Origin of the sequence: Alteromonas sp. McT4-15, from assembly GCF_020515205.1 — a bacterium.
Taxonomy (GTDB): Bacteria; Pseudomonadota; Gammaproteobacteria; order Enterobacterales; family Alteromonadaceae; genus Alteromonas.
Genome location: NZ_JAJALG010000047.1, coordinates 1 through 21,063 on the forward strand (window position 1 = coordinate 1; position 21,063 = coordinate 21,063).

Genomic DNA, 21,063 nt, shown 5'->3' on the forward strand with positions numbered 1-21,063 from the left:
CGAGAGGATAGGTTATATCCACGATGTGTTAAACCCAAACCAAGTAAGTACCCCGCCAAAAAGAAAAATGCCAGTCAGCTTAACTGACTGGCATTAGGCATTAGCCTCCTTTTTTAATGAGTTCGTCCCCAAGGTATAATTGAGTAATAGACGTCGCCTATTCGTTTTTAAGCGTTATATTGCTAAACGTTACAGCGTTATCGTTGTCAGAAGGTTGTGCCTTATCATTATCGAGCACAAGGATAATGTATTGAATGTTACCTGTGACGAAGCGTCCAATAGGGAACGATATATTCTGACTTGTTTCATCAAACGTTGATGTCCCATCGATTCCCCAAACTTGCGACCCAGAAAACCTGACGACACTAGCGCTGTCCACATCAAGTTCTGTTTCAAAGCCAATCCCCACAATTTCGGGTTCGCCCTCTACTGAGAGTTCAAGTTCAAGCATTGTTGTAGGACTAATGGTTTGATTTACTGGAATAGCCTGCCAGTTATTGCCAGTAAGCGTGATTGCGCGCTGGCCGTCCATCAATACTGAGCCGTATTCATATTGCGTTGGCAAAGCAGAAATGTTGTCTAAAGTGGTCTCTAAACGCCATTCTGTTGGAGAAGGTGACGTTGATGGTGACGTTTGTGGCCCATCGCTAATGTTGGGTATTTTGAACGACTCATCGATGTCGAAAGACTCAAAACCGGTCTGACGAATAAACTCGCTATATGCACTGTCTGTAGACATGGGGTGCGCAATAATACGGTCGAAGTTAAATTCGTATCTAATACCCATGGTTGTATTATTGAAGCACAGGTCATTGGTACTTGAGCTTGAGTAATATTTTTCTTGATCGAAAATGCAGTAGCCAACCGAGTAACCGGTATTTTCAGTCAAATAAACATTATTTTGCGAAGTTATCCAAAATGTCGTGTCATCATTTACTTTGGAGCCAGCAATTCCATTTCTAACGCCGCTAATAAAGTTCTCAAATATAAAGGTTTGCCCTGCAGGCTTCGATATCAGACCGCCAGCTTTTATCGCTGTCCATTGCTTGCCCCGTTCATCACCGAGATTGTGAATAGTATTGTGAAAGATGAAACTAGGTCCCAGCATGTTGGGCGCAATGCTAATGCCTGCATAGCCTTGCTCCATCTCATTGTCATAGACCAACACGTTCTGTTGACCACCATCTATCTCGATTAAATCGTCATTGGCATAGGCAAAATAGTTGCCGTAAATAGCAGAGTCTCTTACGAAGCCCCCACGTCTTTCAAAATTCAATCTTCCTTCTACAACGTCATTAAATCGGTGCTCATGTGTACCGTAGAAACGATTGTTTCTGACAATCATTTGCCCCCGCAGAGATTCATCATCGTGATATGCCCAAACTTGAAGCGCATTTGCACCTTTCGGGTGACCGTCGCCCCAGTGATTTGAGCCTAGGTTGGGGCTGTGTATGTCACACTCTTCTATAACTGCAATACCACTGCGTTCTAAGTAAATACCTGAGTCGTAATTTATGGGAGAGTTTGCAGTAGGACTGCTATAGGCAATATTGTCTCTAATATCGCCTGCAACGCGTCCAAATCCTGCAACATCACAGCCACTTATCCAAATATGGTGCGCTTTTTTTGCATGAATTCCATAGCGAAGCCCACCTCTGACGGTTAGGTTTTCAAGAACCACATAAGACTGTGAGCCTAGATGAACCGCCGATGTAAACTCATTACCAGCATCAATTACGGGGCCGTCACCAATAATTTTGGCATAACCAATAGGGCTGCCTTGTATGTTGAGCGCCGCTAAATCAAGTTGACCACCATCGTAAATGTCAGAAAGATAATATATTTTGTTGGGATCTATTGGTGGAGTGTTTGGTTGAGTAGCTTCTTGGAAGCGATATACTTGCACTTGGTTGTCGCTATTGTGAACAGTAACTTCAATGTCGTATAGCGTGTTTGGTTCCAGGTACACGATGCTTCCTGCAAAGCTGCCGAATACAGGTTCCCAAGACAATGGAAGCGCATCAATCCAAGTGGGTTGTGAAGCGCTCTTAAAGCGCACGGTGTTTGTGCTGGTTTCATCTTGACCGTATATCACAATCCCCAGAGAGTGTATAAGCGGTGTAACAGTGTTCGGCATGCCTGAAGCTGTTGCAGCAAATACCCTAGACGGGTCGAGACCAGCGGTTATTGCTGACTCAGCAATTTCGTGCTGAGTCAGCTTTGAGTGAGTTGCAAGAAGTTTAACCCATTTCGCGGAATCTATAGGAAAAAGCGCAAAAATGGTGGTTGCTTCCTCAGGTGTAAGCGAAGTAAGTGCAGTGCTTTTTGCAGACTTAGCGCCTCTTAATCCATATTGTAAAACTCCCGAACTGTAGAGTGAGGCGATGTGAGCCTGATATTGTTTCACAAGCAGTTCAACTTGCTCGGGCCCATTGTAACGCTCTAGCGCATTAATGATTGACGTTGTTTCTGTGCTAGCATATTCGGCTAGATAAATCTGCAACAGTTCACCTGATTGGCGGCCCTTGACCTCAGTTGTGTTAACAGTGTTAATAGAGGTACACGAGATTAAACATGTAAGCACTAATGCGATAAGCGCAACTTGGCTATGAGTGAGTTTGGTAAAAAAGCGGCTCATGAGAATTCCTTGCTTGCAAAGCACGTTGTAGAGCGAGAAGACGAATAGCTCTTAAAGGGTAGTTATTTTGGTAACGTGCTGCAAGCCATCTTGGTTCAGTAATTGGTCATCTGACATGTCATTTAACGGCTTGTAGGGACTATGGCATTGTTATTGCTGCTCTTGGTGTTTGCGGATCGTTTTGCAAACAATCACGAAGACAGATGATAACAAGTAAGATGAGCATGGTGCGTCACTTCATATTGCTGTCATCAAGTAAGGGTAGGCTCAAAAAGAGTGATAAATGGATATTTTATGAAGAAAAAGATTGCAGTTATTCATCCCGAGGCGGGTTTTTCGTCAAGTGGGGGATCACAGCTCAGTGCATACGAAATGGCACAACACCTGGCTGCATTTTTTGATGTGAAGTTATTGAGCGCCTCTAAATGCAGTGAACATAGCGTCGTTATCCCTTGTATCCCTCGCGGTAAAGTAAAGAAAGTTCAACGTAATAAACTAGCAGACTGGTTTCTTACACGCTTTGTCTCAAATCCATCGCTATTGATTGAATCCATCACAAGCTTTTTGACTTATACACCCTATCTAATGTTCAAAAGAGCCGACGTAATTTACCCGAATAACGATTATGGTGGTTTAGCCGTAGCCTATGTTATCAGGAAATTATTTAATACCCCCATTTTGTACACCGAGCGAGCGGGCATGGTGTCAGGCGGGAAGGTGCTGAGACGAAATCTAAAATTTAAACCTGATTGTTTGGTTGTATTCAACGACGAAACGAAGCGTTATGTTCATTCTATTGCACCACAGCAACGAGTAGAAATTATTCCTAATGGTGTCGATCTGTCACTATTTAGCACACAAGGGGAGTCGTTTGAGCATGGTTTGCCAGGCACTGTGGTACTTGCTGTTGGCGCACTGAACCGTCAAAATCATAAGCGCTTCGACTTAGCAATAAAGGCGGTTAGCCAACTTAACGATGTCTCTTTATTAATTTGTGGTGACGGCCCTGATTTACGTTACTTTACTGAACAGTGTGAAGCGGCACTCGGTGCTAATAGGTTCAAAATAGTCAAAGTTGACTTCGCCGATATACCCAAAGTGTATCGATCTGCAGTCATATTTACTTTGCCGTCTGAGGATGAACCGTTTGGACGAGTATATCTTGAAGCTATGGCAAGTGGTCTACCCGTTGTGGCAACAGATGATGCAATGAGAAGAACGCTCATCGGCGACGCAGGCATTGTTTGTGACGTTACAAATGTTGCGGAATATGCCAAAGCTCTGTCAACTGCTATAGCCAACGACTGGGGCAGCAAGCCAGTCGAACAAGCGGCTGATTTTAGTTGGCAGCGTGTAGCTAAGCAGTATGCAGAGGTTATTAATACACTTTAATCATGATTTTCTAGGTGGGGCGAATAATAAGCACTGGTTTTTAACGCAAACACCAGTGCTAATTCGTAAAATAATCATTTGGTTTGACAATTAGACTAGCGCGCGAGCTTTCTTTTTATTCTGTCTTTTCCCAAAATAACTTTGCCGGTGGCAATAAGTCCAGCTTCTTGCACTGAGAGGGCTATCCATCGTAACTTATTTTTCTTTTTACCAATTTGGCTTAAAATTTGGTTAGCAACTCTATCGTTATATGCTTCTTTTCCTAATAATGCTTTGTGTTTCTTAAATGCCTTTAATCGTGGAAATACTTTTTCTACTGGCATATTTGCTACTTCTGTTGAAATACTTACATGCCCCCGGCGATAAAAGTAGATATCTTTAGGAATATTGTGAAAAGCCGCATTTTCTAATGTTATTCGAACAAAGAAGTCCCAGTCCTGACTATTTTTGAGCTCTTCATCAAACTGCAGGCGTTTTGCCAACTCGGTTTTACAGGTAACACCGCTCATTCCGCAGAATTTGTTTCCCCGCTTGATAACGTCGGTAGTAATTACCTCAATAGGGTTAATGTGAATTTTGTCTGGAGTTTCTAGAAAACGGTACCCACACGTTACCGCATCTGCATGTTCATGCGCTTCTAAATGCGTTTCTAAGTAGTTGGCATCCCAAACATCATCATCATCCAAAAACGCAATTATGTCGGCTGTAGATTTCGAAATGCCAAGGTTTCTAGCGGCATTAGCTCCTGACGCTACTGGAACTTTGACATAGGTAAATTGTTCGCTCGGAAACTGAGAAAGAACCTCTTCATAGCTAACTGACGAACCGTCGTCTATTACAAACACCTCTTTAGGAGTGATTGACTGCTTTAGCACTGCTGCCAAAGACTCTTGCAAATAGTCAGGGCGATTGTGGGTCGTAATTACGACTGAAAAGGTTTTCTGCATTATTTAGTCCGTGTTGTAAATGAAAGCGCTGCAGTCCATTCGATAATGATTGAAGATGCCAATCATTTATGACAAAAACATACTCGCATTACTTAATTTCTTGTATTGAATTAAGAATGCTCTTCACGATTTGCGAAGCACCAAAAAGCGAAGGGTGGTCATCGTCGAAATATAAAGACCGTTCATTCTTTACTGAGAAGCAATAATCATTCCCACAAAACTGCTTCGCAGGTTCAATAAAGACGACATTTTCGTTTTGATGTATTCAAAACAATTCGAGTTAGCCTCCAGCTTAGTAATGATTCTTGACAACAATATTAAATTGAGGTTCTCACGCTCTCTCGAAAACAGCTACGCGTTAAGCTCTCGCAGACAATGACTAAGAATCAGTCTTTACGATTTTTTCAGATATATGGCTTTCCCTTTTGTTTAAGAATCTCACAACAGGTGAATATGCAATATTATACTAAGTCAATTGGGTGCGTGGTTTCTTCAAGATGTCTAGAGGTCCGTGTTCTGACAACACTTTTGCGGGTATTCCTCCTACAGTCAACCCACAATCAAATGATTTATTGACAACTGCATTGGCACCAATTGCGACATTGTTACCTATAACAATGTCACCATATATTTTAGCGCCTGGCCCAATATAACAATCATCACCTATTCTAGGTGCACTTCCTTTTTTAGAAAGACCGCCACCTATATTTACACAAACATGTATGCGACAATTTGCGCCAATTCTGCATTTTCCATTAACTACAATTGTCCCAGCATGAGCGATCGAAAGTCCTGGCCCAAAGACGTTGGCAGGTATAGAAAAGCCTAATTTTCTTCCTAGCCTTCTTAATTTGAGTTGGAGAAAAGCTTCCCATATTTTTGACAAAACCGACGTCCGTGTATTTTTCCAATATTCAAGCTTTCGCAGAGCAATTTGGAAGTGCCAAATATCATGCGTTAGTTTATTTTTTAGTGTGGGTTTTACGCCCAGAGCAAGTCTATCTTGTTCCAAATAGTACATTAGGTCGTCTTTTGATTTAATCATAACAGTCCATATCTATTGATGTAGTTCTTAGTCATATCGCTCAGAAGTTAATTTCGACCATAATTCAGCAAGTTGATGGGCCCAGGCTATATGTTGTAATCATCACAAGTTTTTGGTGGCGCGGCGAGTTACTTGATTAGCACACATGTTACAGAAGGTAAAAACAACTGCGTGATGTTACGTAATTTGTATGAATTAATATTTTTCAAAAGCATCTCTAAAAGTGAAAAATAAAAGCGGGGCATCCTTACGTGGATGTTTTTGGCGCTCCAGTAGTATTTCATGCGCCCGAAGCCGAATTGTTCGAGCGCTTTTACGTCTTTAAAGCTCCACTCTTTTAAGTGAAAACATTCGGGAGTATGTGAAAAGTATTGAGAAACATCATGTGGGCCGCAAAACGCATGAGGCGTTCTAAAAGCGTATGCGCCCCCTTTTTTTAAAATTCGTTTTATCGTAGTAAAATGAAGATCAACATCGTCATTGTGGAGATGCTCTATAAGCTGATCGCTAAACACAAAGTCCACGCTGCCATCCGTTATTTCTGATAGATCATACCCATCGTATACAATTACACTGACATTCTTTGGAAAGTTTTCGTCTTTATCCCGTTGGTCAGAAATATCTACACCGATCGCTTTATGACAATGATTTGCTGCCTCTTTGAGGAGCCTGCCATCTCCAGATGCAAATTCAACAAAAGTTTCATCTTGTTTGAGGAATCGCTTAATGAAAGCCATTCTGTGACCCACTTTCTTGCGGCTTTCTGCATCACTGCTTCGCTTTGTTAATCTGGGGTGATCAGGAACTTTTGAAAAAAGTACATCGTACATCGAAGAATAGATTTCTTTGCGAGATTCTTTATCTGCTTGTTTGAGCTTATTCGCTAGCTTTTTTTCAACCTCATAGTGATTGAGTACTTGAGCATATGATCGGTTAGTAGGAAGTGGTTTCCTAAGTTGCATTTTACTATTCCCTGTAATGTTTCAATTCTAATTTTTGTTGTCCTTATCCAATAATTTAGGAATCTGAACAAATGTTCAAGTAATTTATTAGACTATCTGAAAAAAGCGCATCTTATGTTACCAAGACTACAATGCTTGTCGTCTTCAAACCCTATTTCCCATTTATCAACCAAAAATCTGCCATTATCAGCCATATAGGGTAGCGGTAACGTCTTGCTGTCGTGTAAACTACTGCCTTTATTTCAGGCAAGCCTTAGCGCACAGAATTAATCTCACAATGCTTTGGCCATGCAGTCATCATGTATATTGAGGAAAACATGGAGCTTGACGCTATTATCAATCAGGCACAGAGCCAGATTGACGCTGCAGAAGATGCAGCCACACTTGACCAAGTTAGGGTCGAATTCATGGGTAAGAAAGGTAAGCTTACCGACTTACTTAAAGGGCTTGGAAAGTTATCAAACGAAGAACGTCCTGCCGCGGGCCAAAAAATTAACCAAGCTAAGCAGGTTATTCAGCAGGCTATTTCAGCAAAAGGCGAGTTACTGCGCACGGCTGAACTTAACAAGAAGCTTGCTGAAGAAGCCGTTGATGTAACGCTTCCTGGTCGCACAGAAAAGCCGGGTAATTTGCATCCGGTTAGCCGCACTATTGCGCGCATTGAATCTTTCTTCGGCGAACTTGGCTTTTCAGTTAAAACGGGTCCTGAAATTGAAGACGGTTTTCACAACTTTGATGCGCTGAATATTCCTGCGAATCACCCAGCACGTGCAGACCACGACACTTTCTACTTTAATCCAGACATGATGCTACGCACACAGACTTCTGGCGTGCAAATTCGCACAATGGAAGCAGAAAAGCCGCCGCTGCGTATAATCTCGCCTGGTCGCGTATATCGTAATGATTACGATCAAACGCACACGCCAATGTTCCACCAAGTGGAAGGCTTGATGGTTGACAAAAACGTGAGCTTTACCGACCTTAAAGGCATTCTTCACGATTTTCTTCATCACTTCTTTGAAGAGTCGCTAGAAATTCGCTTCCGTCCGTCTTACTTCCCGTTTACTGAACCTTCAGCTGAAGTAGACGTTATGGGTAAAAACGGTCAGTGGCTAGAAGTATTGGGCTGCGGCATGGTTCACCCAAATGTACTTAAAGCAGTGGGTATCGACCCAGAAGAGTATACGGGCTTTGCCTTTGGTATGGGCGTAGAACGTTTAACCATGCTTCGTTACGGTGTTAACGACTTGCGTGCGTTCTTTGAAAACGATCTTCGTTTCCTTAAGCAGTTCAACTAAGGCAGAGAGTAAACATGAAATTCAGTGAAAAATGGTTAAGAGAGTGGGTTAACCCATCGCTGTCGGCACATGAGCTGTCTGAACAGTTAAGCATGGCTGGCCTGGAAGTAGACGGTGTAGAGCCTGTAGCGGGCGATTTTAAAGGCGTGCTAGTCGGTGAAGTGGTTGAATGCGGTCAGCACCCGAACGCCGATAAACTGCGCGTTACTAAAATTAACGTTGGTGGCGATGAGCTACTTGATATCGTTTGTGGTGCGCCTAACTGTCGTCAGGGCATAAAAGTAGCAGTTGCTGTTGTAGGCGCTGTTTTGCCAGGCGACTTCAAAATTAAGAAAGCGAAGCTTCGCGGCGAGCCGTCATTCGGCATGTTATGTAGCTTTTCTGAGCTAGGTATTAGCGACGACCACGACGGTATTATTGAGCTTCCAGCGGATGCACCTATTGGTACAGACATTCGCGACTACCTTGGTCTAGACGATAACGCCATTGAAGTAGACCTAACACCAAATCGCGCAGACTGTTTAGGTATTCGCGGTATTGCCCGTGAAGTTGGCGTACTTAATAACCTTGACGTGTGCGAGCCTGAAGTCGTTGCAGTAGACGCAACTATTGACGATAAATTGTCAATTACGCTAAGTGCAGATGATGCCTGCCCACGTTATCTTGGCCGCGTAGTTAAAGGCGTTAACGTTAAAGCTGCATCGCCATTGTGGCTAGTTGAAAAGTTACGTCGTTGCGGAATTCGCAGCATCGACCCTATCGTTGACGTGACTAACTTTGTACTACTAGAACTTGGTCAGCCAATGCACGCGTTTAACCTTGCTAGCATTGAAGGCAACATCAATGTGCGCATGGCTAATGAAGGCGAAACGCTTACGCTACTTGACGAAACCGAAGCTAAATTGCAAAGCAATACTTTGGTGATTGCTGATGATAATAAAGCGCTAGCGATGGCAGGTATTTTCGGGGGTTTACATTCAGGTGTAACGGCTGAAACACAAGATATTTTGTTAGAAAGTGCATTCTTTGCGCGTGATGCCATTATGGGTCGTGCACGTCAATACGGCTTGCATACCGATGCCTCACACCGCTACGAGCGTGGCGTAGACCCTCAGCTTCAACGAAAAGCCATGGAGCGCGCTACTGCACTTGTACTTGAAATTTGCGGTGGTGAAGCAGGCCCTGTTGTTGAAGCCGTATCTGAAGAGAAATTGCCTAAGCAAGCAACAGTAACGCTTCGTCGCGAACGTTTGGCTCGTGTGCTTGGTATTAGCATTGACGATGCAAAAGTAACGGAAATGCTTAACCGCCTTGGTTTAGACGTAACGCAAACTGAAGCTGGCTGGGAAGCGGTTGCGCCAAGCTATCGTTTCGATATTTCAATTGAAGAAGATTTGATTGAAGAGATTGCGCGCGTGTACGGTTATAACAACATTCCTAACGTGGCACCAAAAGCCACATTAGCAATGCTGCCTTCACAAGAAGCTAAGTTGCCGTTAAATACAATGAAGTCGTTGCTACTTAGCCGTGGTTATAATGAAGCGATTACTTATTCGTTTGTTGACCCGAAAATTCAAAACGCATTATTCCCAGATGTGAAGGGCATGGTTCTACCACACCCAATATCCTCTGATATGTCAATAATGCGCGTCAGTTTGTGGCCGGGTTTACTAGGTGCAACTGCGTATAACCAGAAGCGTCAACAACAGCGAATTCGTTTGTTTGAAACAGGATTACGCTTTATTCCTCAACAAGATGCGCCAAATGGTGTATTGCAACAGCAAGTAATTGGTGGTGTAGTAGCAGGGCGTCGTAACGAAGAACATTGGGACCTAGGCGATAGCCCAGTTGATTTCTTCGATGCCAAGGCTGATGTTGAGGCGTTGCTTGCATTAACCGGAAGAGTGGGCGAGTTCCAGTTCGTCACGGGCGAGCATAGTGCATTGCATCCTGGTATGACTGCAAAAATTTTGCTTAATGATGAAGAAGTTGGCTATATTGGTGCTATACACCCGCAATTTACAAAATTGCTCGGTGTTAACGGCCGCGTATTTGTGTTCGAGTTAGTGGTAGATGCCATTACAAACCGCAAACTACCGTCTGCCGTACCGGTATCGCGCTTCCCATCAAACCGCCGTGATATTGCTATTACGGTTAAAGATGAAGTGCGTGTAGGAAATGTACTTTCTTACATAGAAAAAATTGGCGTAAATCAACTAGTTGCTCTAAACTTGTTCGATGAGTACAAAGGCAAGGGAATTGAACCTGGTTACAAGAGCCTTGCTTTGTCTCTTCATTTACAAGATCCAGATAAAACCTTAGAAGAAGCTGAGATTCAGCAAGCGGTGGATACTGTGGTTAAAGGTCTGGAATCTGAGTTTGGGGCCGCGTTAAGAGAGTAAACTATGGCATTGACCAAAGCCGAGATGGCTGAACACCTATTCGAGAAATTAGGCATCAATAAACGCGATGCAAAAGATCTGGTAGAGCTTTTCTTTGAAGAAATTAAAAGCGCTCTAGAATCTGGTGAGCAAGTAAAACTGTCAGGTTTTGGTAATTTTGACCTGCGTGATAAAAACGAACGTCCTGGCCGTAATCCAAAAACGGGCGAAGACATTCCTATCAAAGCACGCCGAGTGGTAACGTTCCGCCCGGGTCAAAAACTGAAAAGCCGAGTTGAAAACTCAGCACCTATCGACCAGTAATCACTAGGTCGTTACAATATATAAAAGAGCGAGCTTTCTCGCTCTTTTTGTATTGCTTCTTATAAAGCAGCGCATTCGCGCTGGTTTCCTTATGCAGTATTTATGGAGGTAAGTGTGAAAAAAGCGCTTGTTATTGTTGTTGCTGTAGTAGTTGCGGCGCTTTCGTGGTTTGCCTATTTGTCTTCAGATGCCGATAAGCGGGATCAACAAGCGGCAGAAGTGCCTTTAATTACCGTAATGGAAATCTTGCATGCGAGCGATTTGCAAGCCGGTGTAAAAACTGCAGTAAAAGAGAAAAATACTCAAGCCATTGAACAGTGGCTAGAGCAGGCGGTAAATGTAGGTGAGGCCGCTAATCTTTCTCAGCAAGATCTGGACTATCTTAAATCAGAAACGGCAAAAGACTATGTAGTCTTTAATGCAAAGCGACAGTTATACAACGAAGCCTTTGAAGCCCGCTACTACTCCCTCGAGGAAGTTGAAAGCCTTAAACAACAATACCCAGAAGCAAAAGACTTATTTCTAAGAACCGATGCCTTAATCGAGAAGCGTGATGCCATTATTCGTCAAATAGCAACAACATTGTCAGGCTCAGATGTAATAAACGAAGGGGCATTAGATGAAGCCAAGCAGCAATGGCGTGAACAAGCACAAAGACTTGACCAATAGTTGTTTGCTGTTCAATGCGCTTACGAAAAGCGCATTGGGTACTTTTGCTAAGTTGAAATATCAGCAAAACTTGCTTGAGTCACCGCTGCGAGGTCAGTGGGGGAGAGCGATACTTCTAACCCGCGTTTTCCTGCACTCACATGAATAGTTGGCAGACTAGAAGCACTTTCGTGGATCACAGTACTAAGGCGTTTTTTCTGCCCTAACGGGCTAACACCACCAAGAACATAACCGGTAGATGCCATGACTTCATCACTTGGTGCCATTGTGACTTTTTTGGCTCCCAAGGCTTTAGCCATCTTCTTCTCACTTAACTTTCGATTTACTGGCACTATTGCAACGGCAAGCGACCCTTTGTCAGTGCTTACCACTAAGGTTTTAAATACGGTGCTTGCATCCAGTTCAAGTTTCTCAACCGCTTCTAGCCCATAAGAGGAAGCGTTGGTGTCATGTTCATACTTGAGTACGTGGTGTTTAACACCTTTTTTCTGCAATAGCGTTATAGCGGGCGTCATTCGTTTTCTTTTTTGTAAAATAAGCGAGTGTGTTCAATATCACTTGGCAACAGTGGGGTAGCAGCGTGTGTTGCATAATCACTGAAACCCGACGTGTAATAAGGTGAAAGCGGATGCCCTGATTGGCCCCCAGGCAAGGTTAAAATGGCATCTTCTAGATGGCCGGGGCTTACAAACAATCGTTGCGATGCGCCAAAATTTGGCGCTTGCACAGCAGGCATATAAGTATCACCGAAGCCCTCAACGGTTTGCATATTCAGGTATTGTCCAATGTACGGAATTTGAGATGCAAAAGGGTGAGAAACACGCAGCCTATTTACGTTGCCCCAGTTAAGCGTTTCCATATCTGCCTCAACGGGGGAATAGGTATCAAGAAGCTTGTGTTTAGCCCTTCGATAGGCGTCGACCAAAAGTTCATCAAAGCTGTCCGTGCCTTTTGGTAGCCAACTATTGGGTTGTTCATGGATGAGTTGCCACGTAGCCGGTTCAATACCGCGAAGTAGCGTTCTGCTATTAACCCCTTTCCGGTCTATTGACTGCAAAATACGTCCGAAAAGCGTTTGAATAACTTCACTACGAAAGTGTTTAACTAATGTATAACCGACAGAATCTTCACAAGCACACGCGTTCCAGGTATTCAAATAAGCAAGGTCTGGCTTAAACTCAACATCTTGTACCTGCAACAACCCTGATAAAAGGTTATGCCATGGCATGAGGAATTGGGCATGATTATCCAGTTGAATCGCGTAGAAATCGTTTTCAGTGAAACTATCTTTTTCAAATAAGCGATCGCGAATTTGTCTACCACGAGCACCAAGTGCATAGCCACCATCGCCTAGTCGTGGTAAATCATGTGTAGAAATCACGCGCGCATTTGCCGTCCATATTCTACCGTGTTCAGGGTTCACGACCGACGGCAAATTCGTCGCTCTTTTGGGGCTTTCAGCTTTCAGTGATTGTTCTGAAATAGCGACATAACTTGCGCTCTCACGATCCATTACAGCGCCACCAGGCATCCAGCCCGCATTGCCGAGTTCGTCAACAATAACGAGGTTCTGTGTAGGAATGGCAATGGTTTTACCCACCGACATAGCCTCTGTGAGGTTTTTAGCTGTCCCCAGATTGATAATACCCAAGTTTACCGCAAACGGCTGGTGCGCTACCCAGTTAAGCGCGTATCGCTTTTGGTTTACCACACGTACAGGCCCAAATTGGCTTACTTCTATAGTGTAAGTATGTTCGCCATCCGGTAACGGAATACGTCGAGTGTAAGATTGTGTTTGCGTATCATCATCTAACGCTATCCAATCAACATTATCGACATTGGCATTGGTGAAGCCCCACGCGATATGATTATTGGTACCTACGACAATGCCAGGCAACCCGGGTAAAGACACGCCGGTTACCTGAACTTGCTCACCCGCTTCTTCATAGTTTAGCTGTGCCTTATACCATATAATGGGTACTCGAAGACTAAGGTGCATATCATTGGCCAGCATGCCTGAACCCGTAGTGGTGAGTTTTCCCGTCACTGCCCAGTTATTACTTCCAATATCCGGTAGCTCGGTACCAGAGTATGCGACGCTTGCGTTTTTATCGTCGTTGGCATCTGCTGCATTATCAGGAAAAGTAGGAATGGTTTGGTCAAACAGCGGTGTTTCGCTTCCATCTAGCGCAGCTTGGTAGTGACTTGGCTGAGTAATGAAATCATATATTTCATCACCGTACAGTGTTTGAAGCATGGTACGGGCCATGTCTAAGCTAATTTGGCTACCTTGTAGGTCGAGGTACATGCTGTACACCACCAAAATACTATCGGTTGGATGCCATTGCTCTAGTTGTACTCCAGCAGCTAAGTATTCAAAAGGTGGAACTGTCATTTCCGCTAATGCATCATTAACACCATGGGCATAACGCACTAATAATTCTTGCTGTCGAGCGGGAAGGTTTTCATAGACAACGCGGGCGCGCTGTGCAAATTGATGGAAGCGAATGTTTTTGTCTCGTTCCAGCGCTACTTTTCCAACCCATTGAGATAAATTGCCTGAGGCGGCTCTTCGTTGAAGATCCATTTGGAAAAAGCGATCTTGAGCATGAGCAAAACCAAGAGCGTAAGCGACATCAAAAATATCGTCAGCTTTTATAACGGCATACCCGGTTGCATCACGGCTGAGTTCTGTCACAGAGTTCACGTGATAGGTATTGCTGTTACCATCTAGTGAGGGCAAACTAAGGCTAAGAGAAGCGTACAAGGAAACGACGGCAAGGGCGAGTATGGTCAATAAACCAATTACAAGCCATTTGATCCAATTTAACACGTGTAATACTCCCTTTTTTTCTCTATCCTAACCAGAGATTTACAAAATTTGAAGTGATGTTTTATGACAGCTTACAAGGGGGGCTCGTGGGCCCTTTAATGCTCGACTGCCATGCTGAAGAATTGCAGAGCGAAGAGAAAGAAAAATTAGCACACCCCGTGGTAGGCGGTTTAATTTTATTCGCGCGAAACTATCATGATAAAAAGCAGCTCGCTGCACTCATTCAAGATATTCGCCGTTATGCCAAACGCCCTATATTGATAGGCGTTGATCATGAGGGAGGACGAGTACAGCGTTTTCGCGATGGTTTTACTGCACTACCCGCAATGGGCGATATTATGCGGCAGTCTGAACATCAAGACGAAAGCGAAAAGTACGCAAAAGCTTGCGGGCTGGCGCTTGCTTACGAACTTAAAACGCTTGACATTGATTTTAGCTTTGCCCCCGTGCTCGATGTTAACGGCGTGTCGCAAGTTATTGGTGATAGGGCGTTTGCCGATAATGCAGATGACGTTATTCGCTTAGCTACTGCACTTATTCAAGGATTGAAATCAGCAAATATGCCTGCAATAGGCAAGCATTTCCCTGGACACGGTAGTGTCGCTCCTGATTCACACATTGCTTTGCCATTGGATGAGCGAGAGTACAACGAAATACGGCAAACAGATATGGTTGTATTTGAGCGGCTCATTGAACGCAATTTGCTTGATGGCGTTATGCCTGCCCACGTTATTTACTCTCAAGTTTGTGATAAACCAGCGGGGTTTTCACCTTATTGGTTGCAGCAGGTACTCAGAGAAAACCTAGGTTTTCAGAAAGCGATATTTTCTGATGACTTATCGATGCATGGCGCTAGTGTTGCTGGCGGCTATCTTGAGCGCGCAGAAGCTGCCCTTGATGCGGGGTGCGATATGGTTTTAGCCTGCAATAACCCCAATGGCGCTGAACAGATTCTAGATGGTTTAGTTTCAAGGGTGTCGTCTCAATTGCCCAAAGATATTCAAAAAAGTGAGCGAGTTTTGTCACTCTACGGGCGAACCCTTAAACCGGGTATAAGACAAGATTATGACGATGCAATACATTTAATTAATCGCCTAAATGAACGATAGCTCAGCGACTCACATTATAGCAAATTGCATGCTATTTGCTTGTTTATTAAACAGTTGCGGCGTGTATTCAGCTTCCATTCAGAAAAGAACGTCCATACTCTAGCTTTCTAATTCTCTAACACGTTTGCTACAAGGACGTTCTATGTTTTTACGGGTTTTTTCTACCTCTTTATTAGCGTTATCACTTACACCATGTGCGTTTGCACAGTCGGTGCCCATTAATCACGAAGTGAGTGTTGGCTTTGCTGACGTCAGAGATGCTGATGACAACTTTATTGGTGTTAGCTACCGCTACTATCTGGAGTCAGTCGATATTGACGAGCAACCTTGGACCATCAGCCCTTATCTACAGCGTACCAATAACGTTTCGGTTGATTACTTTGGTATTGATAACCTCGATGCAATTAACGTGAACGGTGAGTGGTTCTATTCAAACTCATTGGTGCTAAGAGGGCGCTATGGAAGCGTCGCAAACGATTCACGCAACTATGAAGAAACGTTGCACCGATTTGGTCTAGACGTATCTACGTTCGCTAATGATCATTGGGAATACGGTGCAGGCTTCGATTTCTATGATTATGAAGAAAGCTTCTTCCGCTCAGGTGATAAAATTACAAGAAGTGACGATGAACTTAGCGTAAGTGCGTTCGCACGATATACCAGCTTTGGTAAACAAATACGCAGCTTCACGCCGGGTTGGGATGTGCAAGCCCGAGGTACTTACTTTGACGATGATCTATCGATTGAAATCGATGCCAACTATTACGTTAAGGCAAACTGGAGCGTAGGCGTGAGCGCAATTTACGAAAACAATGACAGCTTTGGGTCTTGATAACGTTATTGAGCTGGGTACCGACTATTGGTTTAATCCACACGCCTCAATTCGCTTTGGCTTGGGTTACGACACCGATGATGGCAACCTAGGCTCTGCAACATTACTAGGTACATTCAGATTCTAATTTTGCCTTTCATACACTTGTATAACGTACTTTGCTAAGTACAAAGTACGTTATACAGGCACCTCTTCTACGCCTGCCTCAATATTTAAAAAGCGCGCAAACGTAAACAAAAAGTCACTAAGGCGATTGAGATAAGCATGCACGACTTCAGGAACGTCGTAATGTTTAGCCAGGCTAATTACCGCTCTTTCTGCACGTCTACAAACTGCTCTGCAAACGTGAGCTTGGGCTGCTGCTCTGCTACCACCGGGCAACACGAAAGAAGTATTAGGGGGCATTTTCGCCGTTAATGTGTCGATAAGTGTTTCAAGCGTATCTATGTTCTTATCCGTTAGCGTTGAGCTAGCTGAAATGGCGAACCCAGCTTGAAAAAGATTGCGCTGTATATCATGAAGCATGGGTTTGTGTTGTACCGAGACCGTTGCGGCCAATAAGCCAATATGGCTGTTTAGCTCATCAATGTCGCCGTAGCTTTTTACAACTAAGTCATCTTTTTCCACACGTACTGCCTTATCGGCATAAATTTGTGTGCTGCCCTTATCACCTGTGCGTGTATAAATTTTCATGAAATATATTTGCCTTTCAATTATTGCGCATTACTGTCATCTTCAGGGCGCTTGTAACGGCGGATCTGAACAACAAAGCCAAACAAAGGGTGGTCGAAATAATGCAATTGTGTGCTAATGACACGACGCTGTTCAGCCAAAGGTACTGAGGCAAGTCTATAGGTTACATCATGAGCTGTTGTTGACTCATCAAGGGAAAGTTCGTTTTCATCGCCGCCTAAAAAGTAATTTTCTGGAACGGGTTGTCGATAAAACATGTCACTATCAATATGCAAATAGGGCACGCGGTTAATGTACTTGAGAAACACCTTCATGGTGCCGTCAATTTCCCAAATAGGTGTACGTAGTGCATTTCGCGACGCATCATCTTCGCTTGCATCAGACATTACCGTTTCATCTAACGCCTTAAACTCGCTGTAATCGATAGGAGTAGGGGCCGCCAAGCGCTTTTCTAAGTCGTCGAATATATCTTTAAGTGCACTAACTGTCGGCTCGGTACTATTTTCCAACCGCTGTGTTTGTGAAGACAACACGCCATTGTTAAACAGCTCATCGATAGAGGCATGAGTGGCGCTAATTTCTGCCGTATTTTCATCGATGGTAGTGACATCCTTACGCTGCTCACCGCTTAACTCAAACTCACTTGAATAATTCTTTCCACCGTAAAGGCGCACATCAAACGCATTGTCTTTGCCAAATAAAACAGGCTGGCGCCAGGTCAAATGAAATAGCCGCTCAAGTTCTCGATTACTGCGAATTTGTCGCGATATTGATGACAAAGACTGTTGGTTACTCGTAAGCAAGTGGGCTTTTGATGCTAATGGCCAGTCGTGACCTTCGATAATAATGGGTAAACTACTGGGCGCGGGTAAGCGGTTGTTCGGGTTGTCCACTTTCCACGTAACAGAATCATAGTGTGATTCCACATTAAGCCAAGGCTTTTGCACGTTACAGTATGTGAACTCTGGTACTGTGATAGAAGGTGTATTTTCGTTTTCATCATTAAAAACGTTGCCTTTATTCACACCGAAAAAAGACAACCAATATTTTGCTATCGCAAAGGCATCTGGGCCGATTACTTTCTCTTGGTCTAGAGCTAACGCGCCGTCAAAGGCTAGTGCGCGGTCATATTCAAGTGCGCTTTCATACTCAAGTGCATCAGACCCTTGATTCTGTGCATCGTTGAAGGTAGCAACTTGTTCAGAATCTGTATCACCGCTACTCACCTCAGGCCTTGCTGTGGCTGAAGGAGTGGAGCTAAGCGCGCTATCGTCAGTTTCATTGCCGCTTAAAACATTCGGTGGCAAAGACAAGAAGTCCACATCGCTACTTGGAATATCAAGCGAGGGGAATGCGGGCCAAGTGGGTTGAGTATCAACGTCACAAACGGCCAACCCTTGTTTGAGCCAGCTTATATCAGGCGAAATAACATCGCCAATAAGGTCGGCGTCAGCGCGAGGTGCATGCAACGTGTCGGCAAAGGTGAATTGCTCTTCAAGTTCACTTAGCGCCACGTTTCTTTTAAACGCGATAACTTCTACGTCGAACCACCATGGTTCATCTGCACGTGCGGAGCTGGCTAAAAGTGCACTAAATGATGCAATCAACGAACACCAGCGAATTAACTTCATGTTACCGCGACTCCTTTACAAAATCGGCAATGATATCGCTAATAAACGCAATTCGCGCTTTAGCAGTATCGGTCTGTTTTACTAAGCGAAGTTTTTGGCTTCCTTCAAACTTGAATGTATTTGGCTTAGTTTGAACCAGCTTAATGATATAACCTGGATCGACCTTTGTTGTTTCTTTGAATTCTATGGTACCGCCTTGGGCAGACAAGTCTACTTTAAGAATACCAATTTCTTGCGCTTTTATTTTAATTTCAGCCACTTCAATGAGGTTTTTAGCCGGTTCAGGGAGCAAACCAAAGCGATCAATACATTCAACCTGAAATTCATCGATATCGTCTTGCGACTGACAACTTGCTAAACGCTTATAAAGTGATAAACGCGTATTAACGTCAGCGATATAATCTTCCGGTAGTAACGCGGGTATTCGCAACTCAACTTCAGTGTGTCCGGCCATGGCGTCATCTAATGATGGCTCTCGCCCTTCTTTAAGGGCATTGACCGCTTTGTCCAACATGTCCATGTACAGGCTAAAACCAATACTGGCAATCTGGCCTGATTGGTCGTCACCCAATAACTCACCCGCACCACGTATTTCAAGGTCGTGAGTGGCAAGGGCAAACCCTGCGCCTAGATCTTCTAGCTGCGAGATGGCATCTAAACGTTTCACCGCATCTTTTGTCATGCGCTTAGGGTGTGGCGTAAGCAAATAAGCATAAGCTTGGTGATGCGAACGACCCACGCGCCCTCGTAATTGGTGAAGCTGAGCTAACCCTAAATGATCCGCTCTGTCCATTATAATGGTATTTGCACTGGGAACATCGATACCCGTTTCTATGATCGTGGTACATACCAGTACATTGTAGCGTTGGTGGTAAAAATCACTCATAACGCCTTCTAATTCACGCTCGCGCATTTGGCCGTGGCCCACGGCAATACGGGCTTCAGGTACAATTTCGGCAATTTCTTCAGCAGTACGCGCAATACTATCTACTTCATTGTGAAGGAAATATACCTGACCGCCACGTAAAATTTCCCGCATAATCGCTTCGCGAATAACGGCTTTATTGCGCTGCTGCACAAAGGTTTTAATCGATAGGCGTCGTGCTGGTGCTGTGGCAATGATAGAAAGATCACGCATGCCAGACAAGGCCATATTCAGTGTACGAGGAATAGGCGTTGCGGTAAGCGTAAGAATATCTACATCGGCTCTTAACGACTTCAGTTTTTCCTTTTGACGAACACCAAATCTGTGCTCTTCATCAATAATCACTAGACCTAAGTCTTTGTACTTGATGTCACTCGATAGCAGCTTGTGTGTGCCGACAACAATGTCGACTTTACCTTCACCAATGCGCTCTATTACCGATTTTTGTGCTTTACCGCTTACAAATCGGCTCATCACTTCAATCTCAAATGGCCAAGCTGCAAAGCGGTCTTTAAAGTTTTCGTAGTGTTGTTGTGCAAGCAACGTAGTGGGGACCAAAATAGCAACTTGCTTACCGGCATTGGCGGCAAGGAATGCGGCGCGCATTGCAACTTCCGTTTTACCAAAGCCCACATCACCACATACAAGGCGGTCCATCGCCGATGGGCTGCCCATATCGTGCATAACGGCAGCAATGGCCTGCGCTTGGTCAGGGGTTTCTTCGAACGGGAAGCTATCAGCGAACGACTGGTAGTCGTCCCAGTTTATTTTGTAGGCGAATCCGGGCTTCGCCGCGCGGCGGGCATAAACGTCGAGCAGCTCGGCGGCAACATCGCGCACTTTTTCTGCTGCTTTTTGTTTCGCTTTGCTCCAAGCATCCGACCCCAGAGCATTAACCGGCGCACTGTCTGCATCACCGCCTGTGTAACGTGAAATCAAGTGCAGTGAGGCAACCGGAACATAAAGCTTTGACTGTTTGGCGTATTCAATACACAAATACTCGGTGGCAACGCCGCCTGCATCAAGAGTTTGTAGCCCCAAGTAGCGGCCAACACCGTGATCTAAATGCACTACAGGCTGACCTATGGATAACTCTGCTAGATTGCGAATAATGGCACTTTCATCGGTGGCCGTTCTTTTATCGCGTAAACGTCTTTGGCTTACCTTGTGACCTAGTAACTCGGTCTCGGTGATAAAGAATAGTTCACCTTCTTCGCTTTGCCATCTGAAGCTATGCTCTACCATACCAACGGTGATACCAATGGTATCGTGACTACCGATAAATGTATTAAAGTCATCCACGAGCGTAGGTTTAATACCCGCTTTCGCTAACACCGTAAGTAGACCTTCCCGACGGCCTTGGGTTTCAGCGCAAAATAGCACT

The 21,063-nt window shown here is 44.2% G+C and carries 18 protein-coding genes; 8 read left to right on the top strand and 10 right to left on the bottom strand.

Features of this window, described 5'->3' with window-relative positions; translation table 11 throughout:
- Window positions 1-157: 157 nt before the first annotated feature.
- On the bottom strand, window positions 158-2,638 hold the full coding sequence (locus LHL20_RS19300) for a right-handed parallel beta-helix repeat-containing protein (protein WP_226434442.1): 2,481 nt from the start codon (window positions 2,636-2,638) through the stop codon (window positions 158-160).
- A 294-nt stretch (window positions 2,639-2,932) separates the two neighbouring features.
- Between LHL20_RS19300 and LHL20_RS19305 the strand changes: the two genes are divergently transcribed.
- Window positions 2,933-4,030 (top strand): glycosyltransferase, encoded by a 1,098-nt coding sequence (locus LHL20_RS19305; RefSeq protein WP_226434443.1) that lies wholly within the window; start codon window positions 2,933-2,935, stop codon window positions 4,028-4,030.
- A 95-nt stretch (window positions 4,031-4,125) separates the two neighbouring features.
- On the opposite strand, the gene LHL20_RS19310 is transcribed toward LHL20_RS19305, so the two are convergent.
- The 4 genes from LHL20_RS19310 to LHL20_RS19325 form a co-directional block, all read right to left on the bottom strand.
- Window positions 4,126-4,977, bottom strand: coding sequence for a glycosyltransferase family 2 protein (locus LHL20_RS19310; protein WP_226434444.1), 852 nt, complete (start codon window positions 4,975-4,977; stop codon window positions 4,126-4,128).
- Between the two features lie 88 nt (window positions 4,978-5,065).
- Window positions 5,066-5,242: an SGNH hydrolase domain-containing protein gene (locus LHL20_RS21290; protein ID WP_226434457.1), complete on the bottom strand. Its 177-nt coding sequence runs from the start codon at window positions 5,240-5,242 to the stop codon at window positions 5,066-5,068.
- Window positions 5,243-5,443: 201 nt separating this feature from the next.
- On the bottom strand, window positions 5,444-6,022 hold the full coding sequence (locus LHL20_RS19320) for a serine O-acetyltransferase (RefSeq protein WP_226434445.1): 579 nt from the start codon (window positions 6,020-6,022) through the stop codon (window positions 5,444-5,446).
- Window positions 6,023-6,150: 128 nt separating this feature from the next.
- Window positions 6,151-6,984 carry a class I SAM-dependent methyltransferase gene (locus LHL20_RS19325; RefSeq protein ID WP_226434446.1) on the bottom strand — a complete coding sequence of 278 codons (834 nt, stop codon included), beginning with the start codon at window positions 6,982-6,984 and terminating at the stop codon, window positions 6,151-6,153.
- Window positions 6,985-7,301: 317 nt separating this feature from the next.
- On the opposite strand from LHL20_RS19325, the gene pheS reads away from it, so the two are divergent.
- The 4 genes from pheS to LHL20_RS19345 all read left to right on the top strand — a co-directional run bounded on the left by pheS (window position 7,302) and on the right by LHL20_RS19345 (window position 11,656).
- Window positions 7,302-8,282, top strand: coding sequence for a phenylalanine--tRNA ligase subunit alpha (gene pheS, locus LHL20_RS19330; RefSeq protein WP_159625253.1), 981 nt, complete (start codon window positions 7,302-7,304; stop codon window positions 8,280-8,282).
- Window positions 8,283-8,296: 14 nt separating this feature from the next.
- On the top strand, window positions 8,297-10,684 hold the full coding sequence (pheT, locus tag LHL20_RS19335) for a phenylalanine--tRNA ligase subunit beta (protein ID WP_226434447.1): 2,388 nt from the start codon (window positions 8,297-8,299) through the stop codon (window positions 10,682-10,684).
- Window positions 10,685-10,687: 3 nt separating this feature from the next.
- Complete coding sequence (gene ihfA / locus LHL20_RS19340; RefSeq protein ID WP_131094149.1) at window positions 10,688-10,987, top strand: integration host factor subunit alpha; 300 nt, start codon at window positions 10,688-10,690, stop codon at window positions 10,985-10,987.
- Between the two features lie 114 nt (window positions 10,988-11,101).
- Complete coding sequence (locus LHL20_RS19345) at window positions 11,102-11,656, top strand: hypothetical protein (RefSeq protein WP_226434448.1); 555 nt, start codon at window positions 11,102-11,104, stop codon at window positions 11,654-11,656.
- A 47-nt stretch (window positions 11,657-11,703) separates the two neighbouring features.
- Here LHL20_RS19345 and ybaK read toward each other — a convergent pair whose 3' ends face one another.
- Together ybaK and LHL20_RS19355 are read right to left on the bottom strand one after the other, a co-directional pair.
- A complete protein-coding gene (ybaK, locus tag LHL20_RS19350) occupies window positions 11,704-12,171 on the bottom strand; it encodes a Cys-tRNA(Pro) deacylase (RefSeq protein WP_226434449.1) in 468 nt (155 codons plus the stop codon).
- Window positions 12,168-14,489: a penicillin acylase family protein gene (locus LHL20_RS19355; RefSeq protein WP_226434450.1), complete on the bottom strand. Its 2,322-nt coding sequence runs from the start codon at window positions 14,487-14,489 to the stop codon at window positions 12,168-12,170. The genes ybaK and LHL20_RS19355 overlap by 4 nt, the downstream gene beginning before the upstream one ends.
- Before the next feature lie 98 nt (window positions 14,490-14,587).
- On the opposite strand from LHL20_RS19355, the gene nagZ reads away from it, so the two are divergent.
- The 3 genes from nagZ (at window position 14,588) to LHL20_RS19370 (ending at window position 16,557) form a co-directional block, all read left to right on the top strand.
- Window positions 14,588-15,598, top strand: coding sequence for a beta-N-acetylhexosaminidase (gene nagZ, locus LHL20_RS19360; RefSeq protein WP_264181019.1), 1,011 nt, complete (start codon window positions 14,588-14,590; stop codon window positions 15,596-15,598).
- Between the two features lie 142 nt (window positions 15,599-15,740).
- The gene (locus tag LHL20_RS19365) at window positions 15,741-16,430 is read left to right on the top strand and encodes a putative porin (RefSeq protein ID WP_226434452.1); all 690 of its coding nucleotides are present in this window, start codon (window positions 15,741-15,743) and stop codon (window positions 16,428-16,430) included.
- Window positions 16,411-16,557 (top strand): hypothetical protein, encoded by a 147-nt coding sequence (locus LHL20_RS19370; protein ID WP_226434453.1) that lies wholly within the window; start codon window positions 16,411-16,413, stop codon window positions 16,555-16,557. The genes LHL20_RS19365 and LHL20_RS19370 overlap by 20 nt, the downstream gene beginning before the upstream one ends.
- A 50-nt stretch (window positions 16,558-16,607) precedes the next feature.
- Here LHL20_RS19370 and LHL20_RS19375 read toward each other — a convergent pair whose 3' ends face one another.
- The 3 genes from LHL20_RS19375 to mfd form a co-directional block, all read right to left on the bottom strand.
- Window positions 16,608-17,123 (bottom strand): cob(I)yrinic acid a,c-diamide adenosyltransferase, encoded by a 516-nt coding sequence (locus tag LHL20_RS19375; protein ID WP_226434454.1) that lies wholly within the window; start codon window positions 17,121-17,123, stop codon window positions 16,608-16,610.
- Between the two features lie 20 nt (window positions 17,124-17,143).
- Complete coding sequence (locus LHL20_RS19380) at window positions 17,144-18,754, bottom strand: CsiV family protein (RefSeq protein WP_226434455.1); 1,611 nt, start codon at window positions 18,752-18,754, stop codon at window positions 17,144-17,146.
- A gap of 1 nt (window position 18,755) precedes the next feature.
- A partial coding sequence (mfd, locus tag LHL20_RS19385) for a transcription-repair coupling factor (RefSeq protein ID WP_226434456.1) occupies window positions 18,756-21,063 on the bottom strand: 2,308 nt, incomplete at its 5' end.